Here is a 26,179-nt window from a genome sequence, read left to right on the forward strand (position 1 = left end):
TGATGGTTTAGTATATGAGTTAGTTCAATTTAACTAATCAAATAATTAAATTAAAGCTTATATCTTAAATAAAGGAGAAATATGAATACGCCGTTAATTGAATTTCGTGACGTTTACCGTTCTTACGGACAAGGAGAGACAGAGTTCTATGCAGTAGAAAACATTAATTTTACTATTAATCGCGGCGAATTTGTCGTAATCCTAGGTCAATCTGGTGCCGGAAAGTCAACGGTACTCAATATGCTAGGTGGAATTGATCAGCCAACAAAGGGTTCTCTCATAATAGATGGCGATGATATCTCAGGTTATAACGAGGATCAAATGGAGGACTACAGGGGAAGAAAGATAGGATTTATTTTCCAATTTTACAACCTACTTACGGGTCTAAGTGCATACGAGAATGTAGCTATAGCTAATGAAATAGTACATCTACCTTTTAACGCAGATGAGATGCTTCAAGCAGTAGGGCTTTCTAAGAAAAAAGGGAAGTTCCCAGCACAGCTTTCCGGCGGAGAACAGCAACGCGTATCGATTGCAAGAGCTCTTGCAAAAGACCCTGAGATTATTCTTGGCGATGAACTTACAGGTGCACTTGATGCAAATACGGGAAAGGATGTTCTGAAACTTGTTATTAATATTTGTAAAGAAAATAACAAGACACTCATAATAGTAACACATAATGCAGCAATAGCAGAATGCGCAGATAAGGTAATACATATGCGCAATGCAAAGATAAAAGAAATAAAGATTAACGAGAATCCACTTCCGGTAGAAAGGCTTGATCTGTGATGTTCATAAAAAAGATGTTGCGTGATATGAGAAAGAACTTGATTCCTTTTGTATCGCTCATGATACTTGCGATGGTTGCCATGGCCGGCTTCACCGGACTAAGCAGCTCAAACATCGGAATGGAGAAAGTTCGTGCAAAATATCATAAGGACACAGTCCTTGCTGATTACTGGGTCTACGGTAAGAGCTTTAATAAAGAGCAGTTAGAAAAACTTACAAACAGTAAGGGAGTAGAGAAAGCACAGTTCAGAACTCAGGTTGAAACGCTCTCTACAGATAAAGACTATCCTATTACACTCTTCATCGAAGATGAAAACAAGGTTAGTAAACCTCTGAACATTAAAGGCGCTAAATTTGATCCCAAGTCAGAAGATGGCATATGGATTAATTCAAGATATGCAGAAGCTAATAAAATAAAGATAGGCGATGAAGTAACACTCAGATATAACGGATTTAAAATTCGTGAGAAGGTAAAAGGCCTGATGATGATGCCTGAATTTGAGTACTATAAGGCAAACAAGGACTCAGATCCGGACTTCAAGGACATAGGATATGCATATATAGGTAAAAAAGCATTTCTTAGAACTATATTACCTTATGGGATGGATCAAAACTTTCTGACAGAGGAACAGGTTGAAACTTTTTTGCCAAACTCCCAGATACTGATTAAATCTAACGAAAGCAGGAGAAATATTGAAAAATCAGTAATAGATGCAATTGGCAGTGATTACATGGCAATTCTAGAGCAAAAAGACCAGGGGGGGATTCAAAATTTTACTGATGAGATAGAACAGCATAAAGTATTTGCAGTCCTATTTCCAATGATATTTTTGCTAACGGCAATAATGGTAATGGTTACAACAATGTCTCGTGTCGTAATGGAACAGAGGGTTCAGATAGGTACAATGAAGGCACTTGGGGTAAAGCGGAAGAAAATCATTCGTCACTACATGTTCTTCGGATTCTTCCTTTCTGCAATAGGTACTGTTATTGGAGCCCTTTTGGGACCTAAGATCATAGGCGAGAAATTCCTAGGATTGATATTGAGCATGCAGTATACCTTGCCTTCATGGATTACCGGATACTCAATTAGTTTTGCTTTTGTAGCTATTTTGATTATAGGGACATGTACAGCAACAGCGTATCTATCTACAAAGAAAATTATAAAACTGAACACAAGAGACATTCTTTATCCGAGAGCACCTAAGACGGTAAGAAAATGTGTATTTGAATACCTGCCTTTTTGGAACAAATTCAGCTTTGCAACAAGATATAATCTTAGGAATTTCTCGAGGAACAAGGGAAGAAATTTAATGGTTGCAATAGGAATTGCAGGAAGCATGGTTCTGGTTCTCGCTTCGGTGGGCTGCATGGATACTTTGGCGTATATGAAGGAATGCAATTTTTCCCATATACAGAATTTTAAGTACGAGATTAGATTGTCAAATGGTATTGATGAAGAAGAGGCAGAAAAAATTGCGAAAGATGTTTCAGGTGATCTGCTTATGCTAGATAAAATTCAGGTTAAGAAAAAAGAAGATGGAGTTTCAAAGAACACAAATGTAACTGTATTAAATAATAAAGATAAATACCGCCTTATAGATGTCAACTTAAAGGAGTATTCATTAAAAGAAGGCGATATTGCAGTGAGCAGGCGTTTTGCTGATCAACATGGATTCAAAAATGGAGACACAATATACTGGAAGGGAATCGGAAGCGATAAATGGATAAAGAGCAAGATAAGTCTTATTAACTGGAACATGAGTAACCAGGGGCTTACGATACTAAAGCCAACCTATATAGATGGAGGAGGAGTATATCACGGGAATGTTTGTCTTAGTGATAAGAACCTAAAAAATTATAAGAATGATAACGTATCAGCTGTCATAAGTCGAAATAGCAGACTTGACGCTTGGGATAACGGGGTGGAAATTTATGAACTCATAATACTCAGTTTCATAGTAATGGCACTGATAATAATGCTCATCGTTATCTATAATTCGGCAGTACTTGCATTTAACGAGCGAAACAAAGAATTTGCGACCCTTAAGGTTCTTGGAATAAAAAAGAGGGGCCTTAGGAAGATAATGATTTCACAAAATATATGGATGACAGTCGTTGGTGGACTGCTGGGAATACCCCTTGGCAAACCGGTTCTAAATCAGATGTTCGTTTCAAATGGCGGAGGGCAGGACTTCTTGACTAAGATATATTTAAAATCTTATTTTATAAGCTTTATTGCCGTATTAATCGTTTCTCTCATTGTAAATTATATATTTACTAAAAAGATGAAGAAGATAGATATGGTTGAATCCATGAAGGCGAACGAATAAATGGAAAGGAGATATATGGATATTAAAACAAAAAGATACTCATTAATGACATATCCAAGGAGAAAATTGATTCCCAGATTGTTTCGAAAAGTTGAGCTTTCATTTATTCCGCAATCTTTTTCCCTCCTTTATAAAACAGTAGGGGGACTAGGAAGCAATAACGCTAAGATACTAGCAAACCTGACATTTCAACTTCCATTGGAAGGAGACCTTGATACAGCACGTCTTGAAAGAAGTATTGCTAGGGTTAGGAATGAGGAAGGCATACTGAGGTCATATTTAATAGGTAAATTTGGGAAGTTCTATGTACAGGAAAAAGAACCTCAGGAATTTAATCTTATAGAGGTTGATCTCCCTGGAGAAGATAGGGATGAAAGAATAGATAGCTGTGAGAGATATCTAGATGAACAAGCAAGGACCCCACTTGACCTATTTGATCCTGATGGAGAACAGGTGAGGTTCAGGCTAATAAAAATCGATGATTCACTTCATTTTCTGATGTTTATGATTTCGCACATAGTTATTGACTACGGTGGGGTAACTTCGATAATAAACAGAATTTTCAGGTACTATAACGATGAAAGTGCTGAGAAATTATTCTGTAAGGGTTTTGATGAGTTTATCAAAAGAGAATACGAATTCTTAGAAAGCCCAAAGAGCAGGGAAGAAAAACAGTATTGGAAGGATTTACTTAAGGGATATAAGAGAAACACACTCAGTAAGGAGCGGTCAAAAAGAAATACTGAGCGGAATAAGGATGTCAGCCTTTACCTTGATAAAAAGGCCATCGAAGAGGTTTCTCGTAGAGAAAAGACAAGCACCTTCAATATGTTAATGCTGGGGTTTCATCTCTCGCTTGCAAAGCTTTTAGATGTTAATGATGTGGTTTCTTCGTACATAATATCAAACCGAGCAGATAAGGAGTTTCGTGATACTCCAGGACTTCTGGCACGACTAATGTATTGCCGTACGGTATTCAACCGTGATGACACTTTTAAAGATGCTCAAGCTATGATCAGAAAGAGTATTGGAGAAGGATATTCACATAGAAGGGCAGCACCTGAATGCGGGCTAAAAAGTTCAATGTTCATACTAGATGAAAACATAGGAGAAATAACAGGTGCACCAAAGTTCAACGACGAACCGATTAACGTACATGCAAGGATAAATATAGAAACATGGGAGGGAATGTTCCCGTCAGGAACCTTTATGGTAATGGTTTTACCGGAAGTGGATGGACTTAGTGTAAAGCTCATAGGAGATAACAGGAAATACGGAGATCAGCTTATAGCGATAAGGGATAACCTTGAACTTGCCATACACTTTATGTCGCATTACAGCAATCGTCCGTTGAGGGAATTTTTTAGATCGGATCTTGAAATGGACAATGTGGATATTGAACAGGATGATTTGGGAATAATGGTGCTGTCGTATTAAAACAGCTATTTGTTATAAAAGAGGGAAAAATGAAGTATAAAAAAATAGCAGTAATAGGGCTTAGCGGACGTTTCTCCGGAGCGGAGAATAAAAGAGAATTTCGAAAGATTTTGAACGATAAAAAGGTACAAATATCTGATCCGCCGAAACATAGGCTGGAATTGGTAAAATTAAACGCTGAAGCAGAATATATGAAATGTGCCTATATAGAGGACATAGAAAGATTCGATAACGACTTCTTTGGAGTACCTGCAAGAGAGGCAAGGCTCATGAGCCCAGAACATAGAATGAGTTTGGAACTTGTTGCAGAAGCTATTCTTGATGCAGGATATTCGCTTTCTGAATTCCGAGGGTCACTTTGTGGAGTATATATTGCCTGCATAAACAGCGAATACAATCAAATGATTAAGAAACAAAGCTCAACATCAATTATAGGTAGCGAAGCCTATATGCTGAGTGGAAGAATCGGATACCAATTTGATTTGAGGGGTTCGAACTACACAATTAACAGTGCTTGTTCATCTTCAATGACAGCACTTAATATGGCGTGTGAGAAATTGACCCTTGGAGAGATTGAAAGCGCAGTAGTAGGAGGAATTACATTATTCATAAATGTTCCAAGAGCTAAAGAAAATATTTACGATGCTATGGGGATAATATCTGATGACTATACGCTCAATTCCTTCGATCAAAGATCAGACGGAACAGTGATGGGAGAAGGTGGAGCATATGTTTTACTAAAGCCTCTAGATGAAGCAATAAAGGCAAATGATCATATCTATGGGGTAATTGTAAGTGGAGCAGTTAACGGTGACGGAGGACGGTGTTCCAATGTTTCTATGCCTAGTATGGAAGCTCAAAGAGATGTTGTTATAGATGCTTGGAAAGATGCAGAAATCGAAAATCTAACAGAAGTAGAGACACACGGAATAGGCGCTATGGTTGGCGATGCCGTAGAAGCAGAGAGCCTTAACAGGGCTGTGAAAAAATATGGACTATCAGATAAGAGACTTCTGATGAGCACTTTAAAACCGAATATAGGCCATCTCTTTGTTGCATCAGGTATTTCTTCTTTTATAAAGATACTAATAGGATATGAAAACGATGAAACCTATCCGATCGCAAACTTTGAATGCCTCAACGATATGGTCAACTTTGACGAAAGTGGATTAGAACTTGTACACAAAACATATAAATGGCCAAAAGATTCCAAGAGGATGACGGGCGTGAGCTGCTTTGGGCTTTCCGGATGCAATACACATCTTGTCGTTGAGAATTATTTAGAAGAAAGAGATGAAGAGGTAAAGAGTAAAGCAAAGGTTCCTGTAAAGATATCTGCCAGGACAAAGGAAGCCTTTAAAGCTCAAGCTAAATCAATTACCGATTATATCAGAGAAGAAAACCCTAGATTTGATGATATTACACTTACAATGAACGTGGGAAGAGATGATTATGAATATAGAGCTTTGATAGAAGCAGGTTCATGCGAAGAGCTTTCGGATAAATTAGCAAGTGTAGAGCCGTATGAGTTGATTGACGGTGGAGAAAAAATCCTTACAGTGTGTGCAATCAAGACAACAACGGATGATGTTAATTCGATTTTGAATGCTTGTAGAAAATATGAGGAATTAAAAAAATCAGGCATAAGAATAGATTTACTTCTTATAGATAAGGGAATTAAGTCAGCTCTCGAATATATGAAGGGTAAAAAGAGCAAGGATGTCTTCTTAAATGAAATGTCATCAATGACACCTGATCTTAATTCTGAAGGGTTTGAAAAGCAGATTGCAAGCCGGCAAAAGAGCGGTGTTAAGACGTTAGTGTTTGATCTTTCGCCAGACAGGCTATCTTGGAAAAACTCTAGCGATGAATCTATAAAGATAGTATTTTCATCTAAAGATGAGAGCAATATAGAGGTTTTGAATGAATGCTATAAGGCAGGTATGGACATTAAATGGAATAACCTCGTAATTGAGGGTGGGAGGAGAATTTCAATCCCATCATATCCATTTTCAAAAAAGAAGATATGGCTTAAGGATACGGACCTCGCAATTGAGGATAAAGAAGATTATTCCCTCTCGCTTGTTGAATCAAGGCTTCTTAACACAGTAAAACTACGCGTTGTTTTTGCCTCGTTTGGTGAGAATGTAGAGAGTGTCAACTTACACAAGGCACCTTACAACAACAGATTGTTCAGGGAAGGGTTTTACCCAGTAACAGGAGCGATAGATGCTGACTACAAATTGGCAATGCTCAGGTATATAGAAAAACACAATATTAGACCGGATGTATTTATATCGGACAGGCTAGGACTTGCTATTTATAAGTACTGGAGAGGGTGGATAAATGACGAATCACTCAGAGACGCTATATTAAATATGGATTCAGATAGAGAGAGTGAAGTTCATAATGCTAAGGAAAAAATCTTAGACATGTCAAAAGAAGGCCCTATATTAGTGCTCGATTTTTCCAAAAGCGGATTATTCAAAGAACTCGATACAGGTGAAAACATAATAGTTCTAAATCTTTTTGAAGAAAGGGAAAGACGCGCTGCAATAGAGGATAGAGGCACCCATGCATTGGGCATTTCAGGGATTGATGAAAACATAGATGTGGATTCATTGAATGAAAAGAGGGATGCTGTAATTGAAAAAAACGAAGAACAGTTAAAGGCTGAAGAGTTTCTGATGAACCTTTGGTCATCGGCATTAAACATAAATGAGGAGATAAAAAAAGAAGATGATTTCTTCGCACTTGGAGGTAATTCACTTGTGATGCAGTCAATGTCAGACAAGATAAACGAGCATTTCTCAAAAAAATTCGACATATTTGAAATCTATGATAATGAAACGATTGAAAAGCTTGCAGCGACAATACTTGCAGCATAAGGAGGATTTATGAAGACCAGTTCTATTTTACGAGATTCTTTATGCGAGAGCATAATCGATATGGTAAAAATTCAGGCAGAAGAAAATGGGGACGAAATTGCAGTATATACGAAAAAAGACTCTATTAATTACAGAGAACTGATTGAAAGAGCTTCGATTATTGCCGGATATATGAAAACCATTGGAATAAAGAAAGGTGACTTCGTGATACTTGAAGCAGTATCTGATATTTCATATGTGCTCACATACCTTGCAATTCAGATAGTAGGGGCTATAAGCTCACCTGTTGAACGCGGAGTCCAGCTTGAAAAGCTCGAATATGAGATAAGTCTTGTCGGTGCCGTATATTATTTTTCAAGAAATGACAACAGAATAAAATCTGCACCTACTATGCACTATGATGAGCTTTTAGCTGAGGCAAATGACTGGAATTTGCCACTTGAGTATGAGAGACCACTTCTTAGCGATATAAGAGAAGTGATTTTTACAACGGGAACAACGGGAAAATCAAAAGCTACACTTCATTCAACTCTAAATATTGAGACAAATACTGTAAACACGGTAAAGGGAATAGGAATAAACAGTTCTGATATAGTTCTAATTCCTCTTCCACTAAACCACTCATTTGGTATGAGAGTCCTTAGAGCTGTGTTCTCAGTGGGAGGGGCGGTAGTCCTTCAGAGTGGAGCTGTTTTCTCTAGTGCAATTATAGAAAATATCAGAAAATTTAACTGTACTGCTATGGCTTCAGTTTCTGCGACAATGGAGTCTGTAATAAGGGAGATTGGAGAGGAAATGGTAAGTAAAGAATTCTCCTCACTAAGATACATAGAGTTCAGTGCAGGTGCTGTTTCCGTTCCTCTTAGAAAAAAATTGCTAAAGCTTCTTCCAAATACAAGACTCTTTAATACTTGGGGTTCATCGGAGAGCGGAGGTTGCGTCTTTATGGAGTTCAGCAAGAGATCTGATAAGATAAATGCCTTAGGTGTGCCGATAAATGGTATTAGACTAGGCATTTGGTCGGACGAAAAAAACGATTTTCTGAAGGGATGCGGGAAAGAGAAAATTGGTAGACTTGCCATAAAGGGTAATATGATCTTCAGCGGCTATCTGCACGAGGACAATAAGTATAAGGAATCCGTTGACAAGGGTTGGATGAAAACTGCAGATCTCGTGTGGCGAGATGATGAGAACTTTTACTACATCCTAGGTCGTGCTGATGACATTATAAATGTAGGTGGAGAAAAGGTTGCTCAGAGGGAGCTGGAAGATATTGCATCGCTCATCCCTGGAATTGAAGACTGTGCATGCATAGGAATTGAAGATAAAAGCGGGCTTCTAGGACATATTCCTGTTCTCTACTATACAGGTAGCGTGGAAATCGATGAAGAGGCGGCAAAGGGAGTTTTTGTCAAGAAAATTGGAAACATGCTTATGCCCAGAGAATACATTCGAATAGAGGAAATACCTAGAAATTATATGAAGAAAAAAGATTATAAGGCATTGAAAAAGATATACGATGGAAACAATTGATAATGAATATGATTGACAGCAAATGGATATATGGAGCTGATAACAAACCGTTATCAAAGGTTAGATTGTTCTGCCTTCCTTATGCAGGGTGCGGCTCATCCATGTATATATCGTGGAAAAAATACTTTCCTGAGGAGGTTGAGCTTTGCCCAATTCAATTACCAGGAAGGGAGAACAGGAGAAAAGAAGACTTATGTTGCAATCTAAGACTTTTGGTCGACGAAATGGCTGAAGGAATTGCAAGCTTTCTAGACAAACCTTTTGGAATATTCGGATACAGCATGGGAGGAGTAATAGCGTATGAGTTAGCTCTAAAGATAAAGGAGAAATATAAGAGGTCTCCGTTCGTGATCTTTATGGGAGCATCGACGGTTTTTATGGACTTAGATAATGTAAGCGGGATGAAGGAAAATGAACTAAAGAAATACTTGAACTTTATAGGCGGAGCTGAACTATCGGAACTGAACAATCCCAGCTTTCAGGAAGAATTTTTTCCTGTGATAAGGAATGACTACAGGATGATTGAGAGCTATCACTTTAATTTCACACCTGCACCATGTAGAATATGCAGTTTTGCATCAAAAGAAGACTGCGCTGTACCTTTTCAAAATATAAGTCTATTAAAGTTTTTAACAGATGAATTCAGCCTAATAACAATGCGCGGTTCGCATTTCTTCATTCGTGATGACGAAAGGGAGATCACCAAAACAGTTTTGATGCATTTAAGGAAAGGAGCATTCTTGGATGGAATTTCAATATAATACAATATGTGAATCATTTATGGCGAAAGAATCGGATGAGAAAGAAAAAAATCAATTGAAGTTTCTTGGACATAATGGTGAAGTTATTGGGATGAGTTATGAGGAGTTAAGACATAAGGCTGTTTCTATAGCTAAGGAGATTTCAAGCTTTATAGATCCACATGACAGGGTTATCCTATCAGTAACAGAGCCATCATTATATATACCTTTCTTCTGGGCAATACTTATTTCGGGTGGAACTGTAGTTCCGTTTTTTTGTTCAGTTGAAAGCCTATCGATGAAAAACGATGCAGATGCAAATAAACTAAAGATAATAACGAGGATAAGCAAGGCGAATAGCATAATTGTAACGGAAGATAAGATAGACACAATTGAAGAGATAATTCCAAATATAGAAATAAAAAGCACTGATGAGATTTTATCATCTGTAAACAGGGACGATGCTGATTATGAAAAAGAGCCGAGATATATTCCAAAGGTCAGCGATCTTGCCATGATACTATTTACGTCAGGCAGCACAGGTGATCCCAAGGGAGTTCCTTTTACACATGGCAAACTGCTTAAGGGAATACTGATAGACCAGAGTGCTTTAGAATATACAGATAAAACGAGATTTTTCAACTGGTTTCCAATGGAACATGTTGCACCTCTCAATTTATTTCATATCTTGCCACTTCTTCTTCGTGCTGAACAGGTTCATATAAAATCGGAGGAGGTCCTACAAGATCCGAAAGCTTGGCTTAAATTCCTTGATAAATTTAAACCCTCTGTTACATGGGCACCCGATTCGATATTCTCTGTACTTATAAGGCAGAGAGAAGAGATAGATAATATGGACATTGATCTTTCATCGCTAAGGGAAATAATAAATGCCGGTGAAATGATAAATTACAGAAATTGCAAGGAGTTCCTAGAAATTATTAAAAACAAGGGCTGTAAAGAGGTTCTTATGCTGCCTTTTTGGGGAATGACTGAAGCGGTAGCGGGTATTACAATAACCAGGGCAATGGGAAAGATAAGCAAGGGGAATATAATATCTGTCGGTAAAGCAATAGATGGATTCCAGCTTCGTATAGTGGATGATCAAGGGGAGGTCATAAACGAAGAGGGTGTGGAAGGAGAAGTTCAGGTAAAGGGAGAACCTATATTCGATGACTATATCAACGATGATATCAACGGGGAATTTCAGGACGGATGGTTTATAACAGGAGATATAGGGTCATGGATTTCAGGAGAGCTTGTGTTAACGGGTCGTAGCTTTGACCGCCTTATTGTAAACGGTGTAAACTATTCAGTTCCAGCAATTAATCAGAAGATTGAAGAATACTGCAATGAACGAGGTTACAGCAATACTATATGTGCAATAGCTTCAATTAACGAGGACTCAAGGCGAGACGAACTTATAATTTTCATAGAAGTAGAAAATGAAAATAAAGAGATAAAAAAAGATCTTTATGGATTAATAAGAGAGGGATTTAAATCCTTTTCAAATATTATGTGTAAAGAAATAGTATTTGTTCCAAATGGAGAAATTCCAAGAACATCAATAGGGAAGATAAAGAAGAAGGATTTACATAGAAGGTTTAGAGAAGGATTCTACGAAGAAAATTCAAAAGATATAGAATCAAAAGCAGATAAACATAGAGAGCCTGGAGAGATTTCAGAGGAGGAAAGACTGCTTGGACTGATCTTTTCAGAAGTGTTAAATATAAAAGAGGAAGGGCTTAACCATAGTGCAAATTTTTTTGAAATTGGGGGGACCTCCGTTCTGGTTCCGATGCTCTTGAAACACGTTTTAAATATGTTCAAGGTCAAGATAAGTCCTATGGAATTTGTAGAAAACGCCGATGTAAAAAGCCTCATGAGCTTTATAAATTATAAGAAGGCTGATATGGAAGATATGGCAGACATATCAGACATAGAGGAAGACCTGTGCGAAGTAGTAGTTATCTAGATACATTGGATGTATACGTGTTTAAAGATTTCGATGGCATATCGATAGAAGTTCTAATGGATAGGTTCTCAAAACTTCCAAGCTCCTGGAGTGGAAACGTCAAAAGGCTCAGGTATGAAAAGGATCAGAAGACAGCTATAATCGCAAGACTTCTACTGGCTTATGCATTAATAAACAGTGATTACAAAATAAGCATAGATTCATTACCTGATTATTCATTTGGAGAGTTTCGAAAGCCTAAGTTTGATAAGGAATCATTATCATTCAATTATTCTCATTGCAAGGCGGCAAGCATCTGTGCCATAAGTAAAAAAAATGTTGGAGCTGATATTGAAGGACTTGATATAGATATCGAAACACTTAGCTTGGCTGTAAAATCTGTAGCAACATCGGAAGAATGGGAAGCATTAAATGATGAAAACGGTTCTAAGGTGGACCTTCTCAGATTATGGACAGCAAAAGAGGCATATGGAAAGTGGCTAGGAGTCGGTCTCAGATACGATTACAAAAACAAGCCTTTTATAGATGTATTAAAAAAAGATTGCAATAAAAATCTAAGAATAATTAAGTTAGAGGACGAAAAAAATCTATACTCAGTACATAATCAAGGGATTGTCTTCAGCATATACGGAGAGGGAAGCCTTAACATAGAGGAAATAAGCTGGGATGAGCTCATTAAAAAAATATAAAAAGCTTGATATTAACAACTTAATTATATATAATACTTAAGCTTGTATTTAAGTAGATAAATACAGGGAAATTAGCACATCAAAGCTTATGCTACGGTGCCCGAGCGAAAATGAGGGTTTAAAGCATTTACGTTTTGGTGGAAGAGAGAAACCGGAGGTTAAATTATGTCAGTAGTTTCGATGAAACAATTATTAGAAGCAGGTGTTCATTTTGGTCATCAGACAAGGAGATGGAACCCTAAGATGGCACCATACATTTTTACAGAGAGAAATGGAATCTACATCATAGATCTTCAGAAGACAATAAGAATGGTCAATGATGCGTATAATTTCGTTAAAGAAGTTGCAGCAGAAGGGCGTCCAATTCTTTTTGTAGGAACGAAGAAGCAGGCTCAGAATGCAATCGTAGACGAAGCAAAGCGTTGCGGAGAATTTTATGTAAATGAGAGATGGCTTGGAGGAATGCTAACAAATTACAAGACCATCAGTGCAAGAATTGATCGCCTTAATCAGATTAATGAAATGGAAGAAGATGGAACTTTCCAGAAATTAGTTAAAAAGGAAGTAATAAAGCTTAAGGCAGAGAGAGATAAGCTTGAAAAATCTCTTGGTGGTATCAAGGATATGAAGGGTATGCCTGGAGCAGTATTTGTAGTAGACCCTAAGAAGGAAAAGATTGCGGTAAAGGAAGCTAGAATTTTAGGAATACCAGTAGTCGGAATGATAGATACAAACTGTGATCCTGACGATGTAGATTATGCGATCCCAGCTAATGACGATGCGATTAGAGCGGTTAAGCTTATAACCTCGCTAATGTCAGATGCTATTATTGAAGCTAAGGAAGGCGAATCTCAGGATGTTAGCGAAGAAACAGAGACAGTAGATTTAGAAGAAGAAAAGGTAGAAGAATAGACCTATCATATTAATGATAATGAGGAGGATAGAGATATGGCTGTAACAGCAGCATTGGTTAAAGAACTGCGTGAGCGTACAGGTGCTGGAATGATGGACTGCAAGAAAGCACTTGTAGAGACTGATGGAAATATTGATAAGGCTATCGAAGTTCTTAGAGAAAAAGGACTTTCTAAGGCAGCTAAGAAGTCAGGAAGAATTGCAGCAGAAGGACTTGTTAGAATTGCATATAACGATGATAATTCAGAATCTGCAATTGTAGAAATTAACTCTGAGACAGATTTTGTAGCAAAGAATGATGAATTTATTACATTCGTTGAAGACATCGCAAACATGGCTCTTTTACATGGAGAAAAGGATATGGACGAATTTATGTCCGTTGACTTTAATGGTAAGCCTATATCTGGTGTTCTCACAGATAAGATTGCAAAGATTGGTGAGAATATGAATATCAGAAGATATAAGAAGCTTGCAACTGATGGCGTTGTTTATACAGGATATACTCACGGCGGCGGAAGAATTGGTGTTATTGTAGGAATAAAGACAGATGCATCCGCTGATGAGATTTCAAGAGTCGGAAAAGATGTAGCCATGCAGATTGCTTCCATGGATCCTAAGTTCATAAGCGATAAAGATGTAGATCCTGAATATCTTGAGAATGAAAAGAGAATTTTGACACAGGAAGTTCTCAATGAAGGTAAGAAGCCTGAGATAGTTGACAAAATTGTTGCAGGTAAGATTAAGAAAGAGTTAAAGGAAGTATGTCTACTAGATCAGCCATTTGTTAAAGATGGAGATATGAGCGTTGGACAGTATATAGCAGGTGCAGCAAAGGAAATAGGAAAGAGCATGGAAGTTGTTGAAATGCTCAGATATGAGGTAGGAGAAGGAATCGAAAAGAAGAATGAGGATTTTGCTGCCGAAGTAGCTGCTCAAATTAACGAATAATTTTAAGATACAAATTTAGTAACATGGGGCTGACGCTTATCCTTATATAATGGATCGTCAGCTCTTGCTTTTTTAAAAAATAGGCAAAAGTATGAATAGACAAGCATGGATTGAAATTAATTTAAATAATTTGAAATATAATTATCAAGAGATAAAAAAACTTGTTACAAAGGGAAGTAAAGAAAATAAATATAATTCAAATAAGCTTTATAATATCCCTAAAATCGCTAGTATCATAAAAGCAAATGCCTATGGCTGTGGAGCTATCAAATGTGCAAAAACACTTGAGAAGCTAGGCTGTGAAATGTTCGCTGTTGCAACAGTTAAAGAGGCGATTGAACTTAGACAAGGTGGAATTAAGGGAGATATTATTTTGCTTGGAATAATCCCCGAAAATACGCTAGAGGATATATTAGAATACAATCTTTGCCCTATTATCAGCTCAAAAAAAGAAGCCCTTGCACTTAATTTTGTCGCGGAGAAAAAAGGAAAGATAATAAAATGTGTAATTGCGATAGATACTGGAATGGGCAGAATAGGTTGGAGAGCTTTTGATGGCTCGGATTTTAAAAGAGCAGACAGATTAAAAGCGATAAATGAAATTAAGGAAATAGATGATTTGAAATCTATAGAAATAACAGGATTCTTGTCACATTTTTCATCTGTAGACGGCGCATCGATGGAATATACAAATTGGCAGCTCAAGAATTTTCTTAAAATATGTGAAGAAATCGAAGAAGCAGGAGTAAAAAACAAGTGGAAGAGTATTGCGAACTCAGGTGCCATTTTAGAATATCCTGAGAGTTTTCTTGATGTAGTAAGACCGGGAATAATAATGTATGGATGTTATCCATCTAGCGAGGTAGATAGGGAGAAGCTCAATTTAAAGCCTGTGATGTCAGTTAAGGCAGAAATCGTACACATAAAGACAATTGAAATTGGTGATTTTGTGGGTTATGGCAGGTTATTTAAGGCAAAAAGAAATACAAAGATTGCTACAATTCCTATTGGATATGCGGATGGCTATTCTAGACTATTGACAGGAAAAGCTGAGGTTCTTGTAAAAGGGAAGCGTGCGAAGGTCGTCGGTGCTATTTGCATGGATCAATGTATGATTGATGTAACCGACATTTATGGCGTTGAAATAGGTGATGAAGTTATAATAATGGGTGAAGATGTGTCAGGAAATAGGATAACATCTTGTGAAATTGCAAATCTTGAAGGAACGATAAATTATGAGGTCTTATGTAGTTTTGGAATTAGATTACCACATAAGTACATAGGTGAATAAAAAACTAAGAATAAGCATTTTGATTTCGCTTGTATCAATCTTTATGCTAGTTATGCCAATGGGCATATTTGCTGACAATCCTAATTTCCTAACTGATGAAGTAACTGTAAAAAAGATTGTAAAGCAGAATGGACAAGAGGCACCTGGAAAAGAAGAATTTAAATTCGGGCTTTTCCCTCAAGATGGTCAAAAATCACCATCTGAAGCGGGAGTGTTTTTAGATACGAACACAATCGAGACAAATGGAGCTAATGAATTTGAAACAAATCTTAAAGTATCTGTAGATCCTGATAAGATTAAGGAAGAAAATGGATGGAAGCCAAATCAGCGACGCACGACTTTTATTATCGCTTATAGGATAAAAGAAGTTAAAGAAACAAAGCTCGGGTGGCAATATGGAAATGATGAGTATGACCTAGTTATTTCTTACGATCCGCAGAATAAAACGATTTGGCCAAGATTATACGAGGTAGGAAATGATACATTTGGAAACACATTCACTAATACCTTCAATGGTACAATGATTTCTGATTCATTTAAAATTAAGAAAATTGTTAAGCAGGGCGGAGATATTGCACCTGGTAAGGAAACTTTTGAATTTGATATTATTCCTTTAAATAAATTAGCTATGCAAAATGACACAGGAATAAAAGTAACGAGTAATAAGGTTCAGACTAATGGAGCTGGAGAGTTTGAGAGTGAATTTACTTTTACATTAGATGGAAATAAGGCGGGAGAGGCAAATGGCTGGACTGCTTTCGGTAAAAATAAACAAAATTACTTGATAGCATATAGGCTTCAAGAAAAGAATAATATGAAAAAGGGCTGGGAGTATAGCAACGAACAATATGATTTAGTTATCTCTTACTATCCTGAAGAAAATTCAACATTTACAAGGATATATGAAGTTGGTACAGATGCATCGGCTAATGCGACATTTGAAAACACATATAAGATGATGAAAGAGCCTGTAAAACCTGTAGTAAAAGAAAATCCTAAGACAGGAGATACTAATTCCTTTATAGATTTAATTTCGCTATCAATCATAGGAATTGCAGGGCTATTTATGGCAAGAAATCTTAGAAAAGATTCATAATTAGAATATAAAATTAATTAATTATAAAAGGCAGATTTTATATCTGCCTTTTATCTTTATTTGAACGATTTATTGTGTTATACTCGATTTAATTTAAATTAAATCGAGACTTTTATATATATAGAAAGAGGTGTGTGATGGCAAGAATACTTACAGAACCTTCAAGAACATTTGCAGAATATTTGTTAATACCAGGATATACGAGCGTAGATACAATACCTGAAAATGTATCACTTAGAACGCCAGTAACAAAATTCAAAAAAGGTGAAAAACCTGAAATCAGCATGAATATTCCCCTTGCTTCTGCAGTAATGCAGGCTGTATCTGATGATAATATGGCTGTTGCCCTAGCAAAAGAAGGAGGAATTTCTTTTATATTTGGTTCACAGTCAATTGAAAGTCAAGCGGCAATGGTAAAGCGTGTAAAGGATTATAAGGCAGGTTTTGTAAAAAGCGATTCAAACTTAAGACCGGATCAGACACTTAAAGATATACTTGATAAGAAGAGAGAAACAGGCCACTCAACTGTAGCAGTAACAGAGGACGGAACTTCAGAGGGAAAACTTGTCGGCATAGTAACGAGCAAAGATTACCGCGTTAGCCGTATGGATCTAGATACGCCAATATCAGAATTTATGACACCTTTTGATAAGTTAGTATATGGAAAAAGTGGAATAACGCTTTCAGAAGCAAATGATTTGATATGGGATAATAAGGTAAATCAACTTCCGGTAATAGATGAAAATCGCAGGCTTACAGCCTTTGTATTTAGAAAAGATTATAATAGTCATAAAGAATTTCCTAACGAGCTTCTTGATGATAATAAAAGCTATATCGTTGGTGCAGGAATCAACTCAAGAGACTTTAAAGAAAGAGTTCCAGCACTTATAGATGCGGGAGTAGATGTCCTAACAATTGATTCATCAGAAGGTTATTCAGAATGGCAAGCGATTACTTTGAAGTGGATAAGGGACAACTATGGTGATAGAGTTAAGGTTGGAGCAGGTAATGTAGTAGACAAGGAGGGTTTTGATTTCCTCGTTAAGTCAGGAGCCGATTTTGTAAAAGTTGGAATTGGAGGAGGCTCTATCTGCATTACAAGAGAGCAAAAAGGAATAGGCAGAGGTCAGGCATCTTCAATAATTGATGTTGCAAAGGCTAGAAATGAATATTTTGAAAAAACAGGAATCTATGTACCTATTTGTTCTGATGGTGGAATAGTATATGACTATCATATGACACTTGCATTAGCAATGGGAGCAGACTTTATAATGCTGGGAAGATATTTTGCTAGATTTGATGAGTCACCATCTGCAAGAGTTATGGTAAATGGAAGTTATATGAAAGAATATTGGGGAGAAGGCTCAACCAGAGCAAGGAATTGGCAGAGATACGACCTTGGCGGTGAAGGCGGGAAGATGAAATTTGAGGAAGGCGTTGACTCATATGTGCCTTACGCAGGGCCACTCCACGACAATGTTTTACTTTCCCTAAATAAGATTAAATCAACAATGTGTAATTGCGGTGTTTTGACGATAAAACAGCTACAAGATGAGGGAAAATTAACTCTTGTATCATCTACAAGCATTGTAGAGGGCGGTGCCCACGATGTCGTATTAAAGGATAATAGCCAGCCACAGGTCAGAAGGTAAGTGATAATAAAATATATAAAAACATATATAAAAGCATATAATTATATAAAAGAATATAAAGAATATAATGAGGAAATTATTTACAAATATTGAATTAATAAATATGCATTTAAAAACATTGATAACTTGATAACTGATAAAGATTATATTTTGCTAAATAAAAAATATTAAAAGAGCAATAGAGGTAATTTATGAATAATTCTAATATCAAAGAAAAAATTCTCATAATAGATTTTGGAGGGCAATATAACCAGCTTATTGCTAGAAGAGTCCGTGAACTCAATGTGTATAGTGAGGTAAAAGGTTTTGAAAATATAAGCCTAAAGGAAGTCCTTGAATTTGAGCCAACAGGAATCATATTTACGGGAGGACCGCAAAGTGCATATGGAAAAGATGCTCCAAGTATAGATGAGAAGATTTTTGAGATTGGAGTTCCAATACTCGGAATATGCTATGGAGCACAATTAATGGCTCATATACTTGGTGGTAAAATTGATACAGCACCAACTAGCGAATATGGACATACAAAGACATTTATAAAGGACAAAAATTCTATTCTAAATGGACTTGATGATAATACAGTAGTATGGATGAGTCATACCGATTGTATAAGCAAAGTTCCACAGGGCTTTGAAATTACAGCATGTACAGAAAACTGCCCTGTTGCAGCCATGGAAAATCGAAATAAGAAGCTTTATGCTGTTCAATTTCATCCCGAGGTAAATCATACCATTCAAGGAAGAAAGATATTAGAGAATTTTGTCATTGATATTTGTGGCTGCAGTGGTAGCTGGCAAATGGGGATTTATGCAGATGACCAAATCAAAATCCTTAGGGAGAAAATTGGAAGTGGCAAGGTGCTATGTGCATTATCAGGCGGTGTAGACTCAAGTGTTGCAGCAACGCTACTCTCAAAAGCAGTGGGTAAACAGCTTACCTGCGTATTTGTTGATCATGGACTTCTTCGCAAAAATGAAGCAGAAGAGGTATCTCAGGTCTTTGGACCTAATGGTAAATATGAGCTTAACTTTATAATGGTTGATGCCAAGGATAGATATTATGAAAAACTCAAAGGGGTTACTGAGCCGGAAGAAAAGAGAAAAATAATAGGCGAGGAATTTATAAGAATATTTGAAGAAGAGGCTAAGAAGATAGGAGCGGTGGATTATCTTGTTCAAGGAACAATTTATCCAGATGTTATAGAGAGCGGACTTGGAAAATCTGCAGTTATAAAGTCACATCACAATGTGGGCGGTCTACCAGATTATGTAGATTTTAAAGAGATTGTTGAACCGCTTAGAATGCTTTTTAAAGATGAGGTTAGAAATCTAGGTAGAGAGCTAGATTTACCGGAATACATCGTAAGCAGGCAGCCGTTCCCAGGCCCTGGACTTGCAATAAGAATTATAGGAGAGGTGAATGCTGACAAGGTAAAGATTGTTCAGGACGCAGATGCAATTTATAGAGAAGAAATAGGAAAAGCAGGACTTGATAAAGAAATCAGCCAATACTTTGCAGCACTTACTAACATGAGATCTGTCGGAGTAATGGGAGATTTTAGAACATACGACTATGCCATTGCCTTGAGAGCTGTAAAGACCTCAGACTTTATGACGGCAGAAGCATATGACATCCCATGGGAAGTGCTCCAGAGGATAATGAATAGAATAGTGAATGAAGTTGACCATGTGAATAGGGTAGTCTATGATATAACTTCAAAGCCACCAGGGACGATAGAGTTTGAATAACAGAATCAAATATGTTACTGTTACAAAACGCTTGGGAATACAGTATTTCAGCGTTTTGCAGGAGCAAAAATCTCCTCAGTGATACTGTTTTGATACTAAAAATAGGAAAAAATAGGTCTGAAAGGGAGTTGTTGAATTTAGGTGAATTATTTATAAAGCCTTCTATCATTTTGTGTGGTGGGAGGCTTTTGTCTATATAGTGATTTATGTAGAAAAATTACTTTATTAATTTTTGTAGGAGGTAAAATTGGAAAATAATAGAATGGAATTTCCTATTGATGTTTTTGTAGATACACAAATTTATGAAAATCAAAGTTTTGATTTTAGTGAAAGAGGCAGATTAGAGCTTTTAAAAAAACAAGTAAAAAGAGGAGTGATAAACTTACTAACAAGTGCAATTGTTGTGCAAGAAGTTAGAAAACACATAAAGGATAATGTTGAAAAGAAAGTAGATGAAATAAATAAAAAATATAATAGTCGGGAATTAGCTATTTTTAGAAATAGTAGATATGAAAACTACTTTAAGGAACTTGATAGCCAAGAATTAGTTAAAGAAGCGTTGGATAGATTTGAAGGTTATCTATCGGACACTAAAGCTGTTTCTCTTGACATTAATACCGTTGCAATAAGCGAGGTATTGGATGACTATTTTAGTGGTAGTAAGCCATTCGGGAGCAAAAATAAAAAAAGTGAGTTTCCAGATGCTTTTAATATTTCAATGGTAAAAGAATATAAACAAGGTGATACTCCAATATATGTTTTAAGCGGTGATAGTGATTTTCAAGATATAGAAGGAATTTATGTCTTTAAGACTATTGATGAGTTATTGAATATTATTAACATAGAAAAAGTTATTGCTCAGCAAGCATTAAAGTATATTGCTGAGAAATATGAACATGGATTCGAAGAAGATATTAAAGAAGCATTTTTTAATAATGAAGATAGTATAGAGATAGACGGTTATGAGTACGATCGTAAGGGAATTGAGGGGGGATATGAATATGAAGAATTTTATCTTAAAAGTGTTACTCCAATAAGCTATACAAAACCTGAAGTAATAGATTATGATTCTAAAGATCAAAATGTTATTATTACTATGCAATATATAGTGGAATTTATTTTTGATTGTAAATTTTTTGATGAAAATAATTCTACATGGGATTCTGAGAATAAAGAATATTGCTATAAAGAATATGGAAATATAAGGGAAAATCACACTAAGGAAATTGAGGTAAAAGTGAGTTTGTTCTATGAATATGATACTGATGATTCAGATAGCTATCCAGAGTTTACAGTTGATAGTGTTGAAATAGATACTTATCAAAAATTTACACAAAGAACATTAAATGAAAAAGGTAAAGAAATTTTAAATTTGCCACAATTAGTTTGGGAGAATTACTGCCCAGATTGTGGATGTGGATTAACTATTTCTAATGATGCTGGAAATGGATTTTGTATTAATTGTTCGCATAATCATTAAAACTAATACTCATAAATTATTAAAAAGCACATAATTTTAAGACCTAAAAATCTTTCAGCTATGTTTTTTTTGTGCCTATTTTATATTTGGTGGAATTTTGGCTCCAATGCCACCTTTATAGAACTTTGCATTGCTTTCCTCAAAAGGAACATAATCTTTTTTCAGGCTGTCTGGATAGTTTGCCTCCAATCCTGCAAGGCTTCTTTGGTAATTTCGTTATTTTCATATTTATCTTTCATTTTCTGCCACTGTTCAAGCATATTACGGATTCTAAGAATAGCTTCACTGCCGAAATATATACCTGTGGTAGTGTATTAAGGATCTTCATCATTTAGGATAACAGGTCGTATATTTACTTCAATACTATCATCCAGCTTAAATAAAAATCGCATTAAATCATGTCCTGTATATGGATAATCAGGTTCTTTCAAATACTCTTTGTTTACATGCAGTACAGCAGAAATTTACCAGAGCAAAGACCATTGGAGCGAATTATACTGAAGAAAAAACCCAAAATAGAATCCGAAATAAAGACAAAGAAATTGGAAATATCATTGATATTAAGAAAAGCGAAAAAGCAAGATCAAGCAAAGGCTACGAGCAGTGGGCAACAAGACACAATCTTAAAACAGCAGCATCTACCCTTGTTTAAATCAGAAACAAAGGATTTAATTCAATGAAAGAATTGGAGCGTGGTATTAATCGAATATCAATCGGAAAGAATGAGTTGAAGCGATAGTTTGATAGGCTGTCATGGGAGCAAAAAAGGATAAAGGAAGTGGTAAAGCAAATTCAAATCTGTATGAGCAAAAGAGAACATTATGAAGGATATCGTAAAAATCCGAACGATAAAATTTATATGATGATGAATCGAGAAGATGTAGAAGCTTATAAGAAGTCTTATGTAGAAATAGATATTTTTCTTAAGAAATTTCCACATTTGAGACATGTGGAGTGCATAGCGTTGATACAAAGAGTGAAATCGTGAAAATCCTGCATTTTAAGCAGTTTTACAAGCATTATGTCTTTAATGGAGATGGCGATGGAGGAAGAAAAAAAGTCCTAAAAAATTATATTGATGTTTATGTTTGCATTGATATGGTGTGTGGAGATACAAAGGGTGAATTGGGAAGTGAGGAATAAGAAATGATGAGATGGATAATAAAAATAATCTTTTTCCCAATCAGCTTCCTGCTTAGTATTCTCACTGCGTTTCTGACATTCTTACTCGGAATAGGAACGGCACTGCTATATTTGCTGATGATGTTTTGCATATTTGGAGCAATTGCATCTTTTCTGCAAAAAGAAGTTACCATCGGAATAGAAGCATTGATTATTGGATTCTTAGTTAGTCCATACGGAATACCGATGGTTGGTGCAACTGTTATAGCTTTTTTACAAGGTATCAATGAAGCAATAAAATCAATCTAAAAAATTTAATACAAATGGTTACCAAAGGCGATAGAAGAAAAAACTATCGTCTTTTTCTTTGTAAATTTTTAAGGAGGGAGGTGATCCTGCATGGACTTTGACTATTTCTATAACAGAGAAGCAGAGCGATTTAACTTTTTGAAAGTGCCTGAAATATTAGTAGATGGAGAAGAATTTAAGGGGTTGTCAGCAGAGGCAATTATCCTTTATTCCATGCTTCTAAAACGAACGGGAATATCTTTTAAGAATAACTGGATAGACAAAGAAAATAGAGTATTTATCTATTTTACCGTTGAAGAAATTATGAGAAGAAGAAATATCTCAAAGCCGACAGCCATAAAAACATTGGATGAGTTAGACAGTAAAAAAGGAATCGGACTGATTGAAAGAGTAAGGCTTGGACTTGGAAAACCTAATATCATTTATGTAAAAGATTTTATGAGTGTATTTCAAGGAAAGGGAAATGACTTTCAGAAGTCAAAAAACTTTACTTCAGAAGTAAAAGATGTTGACCTCAGAAGTAAAGAAAATGAACTTCAGGAAGTTAAAAATGTTGACTCTAACTATATAGAGAATAATAAGAGTAAGTATAGTAAGAGAGAATATAGTTTTTGCGAAAACGGACTTGGAACATTTCAAAATGTTTTTTTAAAGAATGAGGATATAGGCGAATTACAAATAAAAATGGCAGGAGAGCTTGATAACTACATTGAGAGATTATCAACCTATCTTCAAAGTACTGGAAAGACATATAAAGACCATAAAGCAACAATTCTTTCTTGGTTTTATAAAGATCAGGGAAGTAAGAAAAAAACCAATATCCCTACATGGGAGGAATATAACAAGGGAGTACATTTATGATTAAAGAATTAGAGAAAGTGATGATAGAAGATGTGGAATACAGCTTCAATCCTGAAAAAGAATACATCAAAGACGGACACGCCTACTGTAAAGTGTGCCATGAAAGAAAAGATGGAAAAGCATTAGACTTTTTCGGAAAGCAGATGATATTTAAGACAGCTTGTAAATGCGATAGAGATAGAGAAGCAAAAGAAAAAGAAAGACAAAAGCAGCTTGAAATCGAGAGATTAAAAAGTATCTGCTTCACATCCATGATTCAATGGGCATATACATTTGAAAACTATCAGGGAAAAGAAAATCAGAGTCTTATCATCGCAAAGAATTTTGTAAAAGATTACGAACTGATGAAAAAAGAAAACATCGGACTCTTGTTTTATGGTTCGGTGGGTAGCGGAAAGACCTATCTTGCCTGCTCTATTGCCAATGCACTGATTGAACAGTATCAGATAAGCGTTAAGATTAGAAACTTTTCACAGATAATCAACGAACTGCAAAAAGGCGGATTTGACCTTGATAAAAACGCATATATCGAATCCCTTGTAAACACTTCCGTTCTCATCTTAGATGATTTAGGAATTGAAAGAGATACAAGCTATGCCAAAGAGCAGGTATATAACATTGTGAATAACAGATACCTAAAGCACAAGCCAACAATCTTTACCACAAATCTTTCATACAGCCAAATTGAAAACTGTACGGAGAGTGTGGAATACCAAAGAATTTACTCAAGAATTATCGAGATGTGTATTCCTGTGATGGTACTTGGAGAAGATTACAGAAAAGTTATTCAGGAAGAAAAATTAAAGAGGAATAAAGAAAGATTACTGACTGGAGGTGAGAGAACTTGATCAATGAAGAAATCGCAAGAAAAACGCTTAACATGGAAGTGAAAGCTGCTAAAGTAACAGGAAAGCTAATTCTGAACTTATTAAAGAAACTGATGAAAGAGGCTGAAAAACTTGGAGGACTGGAAAAGCTGGTTAATGCTAACGGAAATGAAGTAAAGCTCAAAGATATGGTTAAAAAGGGACAGCTTGAAGAAATTCCGGTAGAAGAAGCAGAGCTGAAGGAACTGAAAAAGGAACTTAATCGGTATGGGGTAAAGTTTTCGGTGATGAAAGATAAAGAAAGCGGTAAATACTCCGTATTCTTTCAGGCAAAAGACATGAAAGTCATGGATAAAGCCTTCAAACACGCTCTTGCAGAATCAGAAAAGAAAACGGAAAGAAAAGAATCTATCCACAAGAATATTGAGAAGTTCAAGGAGATGGCAAAGAACACTGTTTCTAAAGATAAAGTTAAGAATAAACAAAAGGAGCAGAGCCTATGATAGATAAGATACTAAAAGACATCAAAGGCTTATTTAAGGTGCAAGATAAGGCAAAGTTGCTAAAGCAGAATATTCCCTATCTTGCATTTTTCTATGTTGGCAATATCTTTTCTCATCATGTAAGAGCCTATACTGGTGGAGATGTGATAGACAAAATCTTTCAAGGAATATTAGAACTTAATACCATGAGCTTTATTCCAAGTATTCATCCTTCTGACATTTTAATGGGCGTGGGAGTGGCAGCTCTAATTAAATTTATTGTCTATACCAAAGGGAAAAATGCAAAAAAGTTTAGGCAGGGGAAAGAGTATGGTTCAGCAAGATGGGGAACGAGAAAAGATATAGAGCCGTATGTGGATGAAAAGTTCCAAAACAATATCTTGCTTACTCAAACAGAGCGATTAACCATGAATGGCAGACCGGCAAATCCAAAGTATGCAAGAAATAAGAATGTACTTGTTATTGGTGGTTCTGGCTCCGGAAAGACGAGATTTTATGTAAAGCCAAACCTAATGCAAATGCACTCGTCATATTGCGTAACAGATCCAAAAGGAACAATAGTCATTGAGTGTGGCAAGATGCTTGAAGATAATGGCTATGAGATAAAAATCTTAAATACCATCAACTTCAAAAAGAGCATGAAGTACAATCCATTCGCTTACATCAGAAGTGAAAAAGACATACTGAAACTGGTGCAGACAATTATTGCGAACACTAAGGGAGAGGGAGAAAAAGCAGGAGAAGATTTTTGGGTGAAAGCCGAAAAGCTCTATTATACAGCTCTTATCGGATATATCTTCTATGAAGCTCCAAGAGAAGAAAAGAACTTTGCGACACTACTGGATATGATAGACGCTTCAGAAGTCAGAGAAGATGATGAAACCTATATGAATCCCATTGATAGACTGTTTGAAGCATTGGAAAAGAAAGAGCCTACGCACTTTGCAGTCAAGCAATATAAGAAATATAAGCTTGCAGCAGGAGTAATAGAATTAAGGAGAACACTTAATCACTGTTTTAGTGAAACATGTACTTCTTAATTCTTT

21 protein-coding genes and 1 pseudogene are annotated in these 26,179 nt (G+C 36.1%); all 22 read left to right on the forward strand.

Features of this window, described 5'->3' with window-relative positions; all coding sequences use genetic code 11:
* The first annotated feature begins 81 nt into the window (after window positions 1-81).
* Window positions 82-789, forward strand: coding sequence for an ABC transporter ATP-binding protein (locus BQ5371_RS05100; protein ID WP_071132830.1), 708 nt, complete (start codon window positions 82-84; stop codon window positions 787-789).
* Window positions 790-815: 26 nt separating this feature from the next.
* Complete coding sequence (locus tag BQ5371_RS05105) at window positions 816-3,122, forward strand: ABC transporter permease (protein ID WP_159428259.1); 2,307 nt, start codon at window positions 816-818, stop codon at window positions 3,120-3,122.
* 15 nt (window positions 3,123-3,137) lie between these two features.
* Window positions 3,138-4,559, forward strand: a complete 1,422-nt coding sequence (locus BQ5371_RS05110; RefSeq protein WP_159428260.1) for a condensation domain-containing protein — start codon at window positions 3,138-3,140, stop codon at window positions 4,557-4,559.
* A gap of 29 nt (window positions 4,560-4,588) precedes the next feature.
* Window positions 4,589-7,447: a type I polyketide synthase gene (locus tag BQ5371_RS05115; protein ID WP_071132833.1), complete on the forward strand. Its 2,859-nt coding sequence runs from the start codon at window positions 4,589-4,591 to the stop codon at window positions 7,445-7,447.
* Between the two features lie 9 nt (window positions 7,448-7,456).
* A complete protein-coding gene (locus BQ5371_RS05120; protein WP_071132834.1) occupies window positions 7,457-8,980 on the forward strand; it encodes a class I adenylate-forming enzyme family protein in 1,524 nt (507 codons plus the stop codon).
* Between the two features lie 2 nt (window positions 8,981-8,982).
* Entirely contained in the window at window positions 8,983-9,741 is a 759-nt protein-coding gene (locus BQ5371_RS05125; RefSeq protein ID WP_071132835.1) for a thioesterase II family protein, read from the forward strand.
* On the forward strand, window positions 9,725-11,695 hold the full coding sequence (locus BQ5371_RS05130) for a non-ribosomal peptide synthetase (protein WP_071132836.1): 1,971 nt from the start codon (window positions 9,725-9,727) through the stop codon (window positions 11,693-11,695). Before BQ5371_RS05125 ends, BQ5371_RS05130 begins: the two co-directional genes overlap by 17 nt.
* A gap of 17 nt (window positions 11,696-11,712) precedes the next feature.
* Window positions 11,713-12,384 (forward strand): 4'-phosphopantetheinyl transferase family protein, encoded by a 672-nt coding sequence (locus BQ5371_RS05135; RefSeq protein ID WP_071132837.1) that lies wholly within the window; start codon window positions 11,713-11,715, stop codon window positions 12,382-12,384.
* Between the two features lie 165 nt (window positions 12,385-12,549).
* Window positions 12,550-13,296 (forward strand): 30S ribosomal protein S2, encoded by a 747-nt coding sequence (gene rpsB / locus BQ5371_RS05140; RefSeq protein ID WP_071132838.1) that lies wholly within the window; start codon window positions 12,550-12,552, stop codon window positions 13,294-13,296.
* 36 nt (window positions 13,297-13,332) lie between these two features.
* Window positions 13,333-14,244, forward strand: coding sequence for a translation elongation factor Ts (gene tsf / locus BQ5371_RS05145; RefSeq protein ID WP_071132839.1), 912 nt, complete (start codon window positions 13,333-13,335; stop codon window positions 14,242-14,244).
* Between the two features lie 91 nt (window positions 14,245-14,335).
* Complete coding sequence (alr, locus tag BQ5371_RS05150; protein WP_083377438.1) at window positions 14,336-15,535, forward strand: alanine racemase; 1,200 nt, start codon at window positions 14,336-14,338, stop codon at window positions 15,533-15,535.
* A complete protein-coding gene (locus tag BQ5371_RS05155; protein WP_071132841.1) occupies window positions 15,528-16,631 on the forward strand; it encodes a Spy0128 family protein in 1,104 nt (367 codons plus the stop codon). The genes alr and BQ5371_RS05155 overlap by 8 nt, the downstream gene beginning before the upstream one ends.
* 137 nt (window positions 16,632-16,768) lie before the next feature.
* Entirely contained in the window at window positions 16,769-18,283 is a 1,515-nt protein-coding gene (locus BQ5371_RS05160; RefSeq protein WP_071132842.1) for an IMP dehydrogenase, read from the forward strand.
* A gap of 191 nt (window positions 18,284-18,474) precedes the next feature.
* Window positions 18,475-20,031, forward strand: coding sequence for a glutamine-hydrolyzing GMP synthase (gene guaA / locus BQ5371_RS05165; protein WP_071132843.1), 1,557 nt, complete (start codon window positions 18,475-18,477; stop codon window positions 20,029-20,031).
* A gap of 247 nt (window positions 20,032-20,278) precedes the next feature.
* Entirely contained in the window at window positions 20,279-21,511 is a 1,233-nt protein-coding gene (locus BQ5371_RS05170) for a PIN domain-containing protein (protein WP_071132844.1), read from the forward strand.
* 409 nt (window positions 21,512-21,920) lie between these two features.
* Window positions 21,921-22,163: a hypothetical protein gene (locus tag BQ5371_RS05180; protein ID WP_071132845.1), complete on the forward strand. Its 243-nt coding sequence runs from the start codon at window positions 21,921-21,923 to the stop codon at window positions 22,161-22,163.
* Between the two features lie 302 nt (window positions 22,164-22,465).
* Window positions 22,466-22,654, forward strand: a complete 189-nt coding sequence (locus BQ5371_RS06950; protein ID WP_162493128.1) for a hypothetical protein — start codon at window positions 22,466-22,468, stop codon at window positions 22,652-22,654.
* A gap of 6 nt (window positions 22,655-22,660) precedes the next feature.
* Window positions 22,661-22,942: a CD1845 family protein gene (locus BQ5371_RS05190; RefSeq protein ID WP_135354810.1), complete on the forward strand. Its 282-nt coding sequence runs from the start codon at window positions 22,661-22,663 to the stop codon at window positions 22,940-22,942.
* 90 nt (window positions 22,943-23,032) lie between these two features.
* The gene (locus BQ5371_RS05195) at window positions 23,033-23,803 is read left to right on the forward strand and encodes a replication initiator protein A (RefSeq protein WP_071132847.1); all 771 of its coding nucleotides are present in this window, start codon (window positions 23,033-23,035) and stop codon (window positions 23,801-23,803) included.
* Window positions 23,800-24,651, forward strand: coding sequence for an ATP-binding protein (locus tag BQ5371_RS05200; protein WP_000588833.1), 852 nt, complete (start codon window positions 23,800-23,802; stop codon window positions 24,649-24,651). The genes BQ5371_RS05195 and BQ5371_RS05200 overlap by 4 nt, the downstream gene beginning before the upstream one ends.
* Entirely contained in the window at window positions 24,648-25,133 is a 486-nt protein-coding gene (locus BQ5371_RS05205) for a PcfB family protein (protein WP_000606558.1), read from the forward strand. The genes BQ5371_RS05200 and BQ5371_RS05205 overlap by 4 nt, the downstream gene beginning before the upstream one ends.
* A pseudogene (locus BQ5371_RS05210) lies at window positions 25,130-26,116 on the forward strand (type IV secretory system conjugative DNA transfer family protein); the annotation flags it as partial. The gene BQ5371_RS05205 and the pseudogene BQ5371_RS05210, both read left to right, overlap by 4 nt.
* Between the last annotated feature and the right edge of the window lie 63 nt (window positions 26,117-26,179).

Source organism: Alterileibacterium massiliense (assembly GCF_900104645.1).
Taxonomy (GTDB): Bacteria; Bacillota; Clostridia; order Peptostreptococcales; family Anaerovoracaceae; genus Alterileibacterium; species Alterileibacterium massiliense.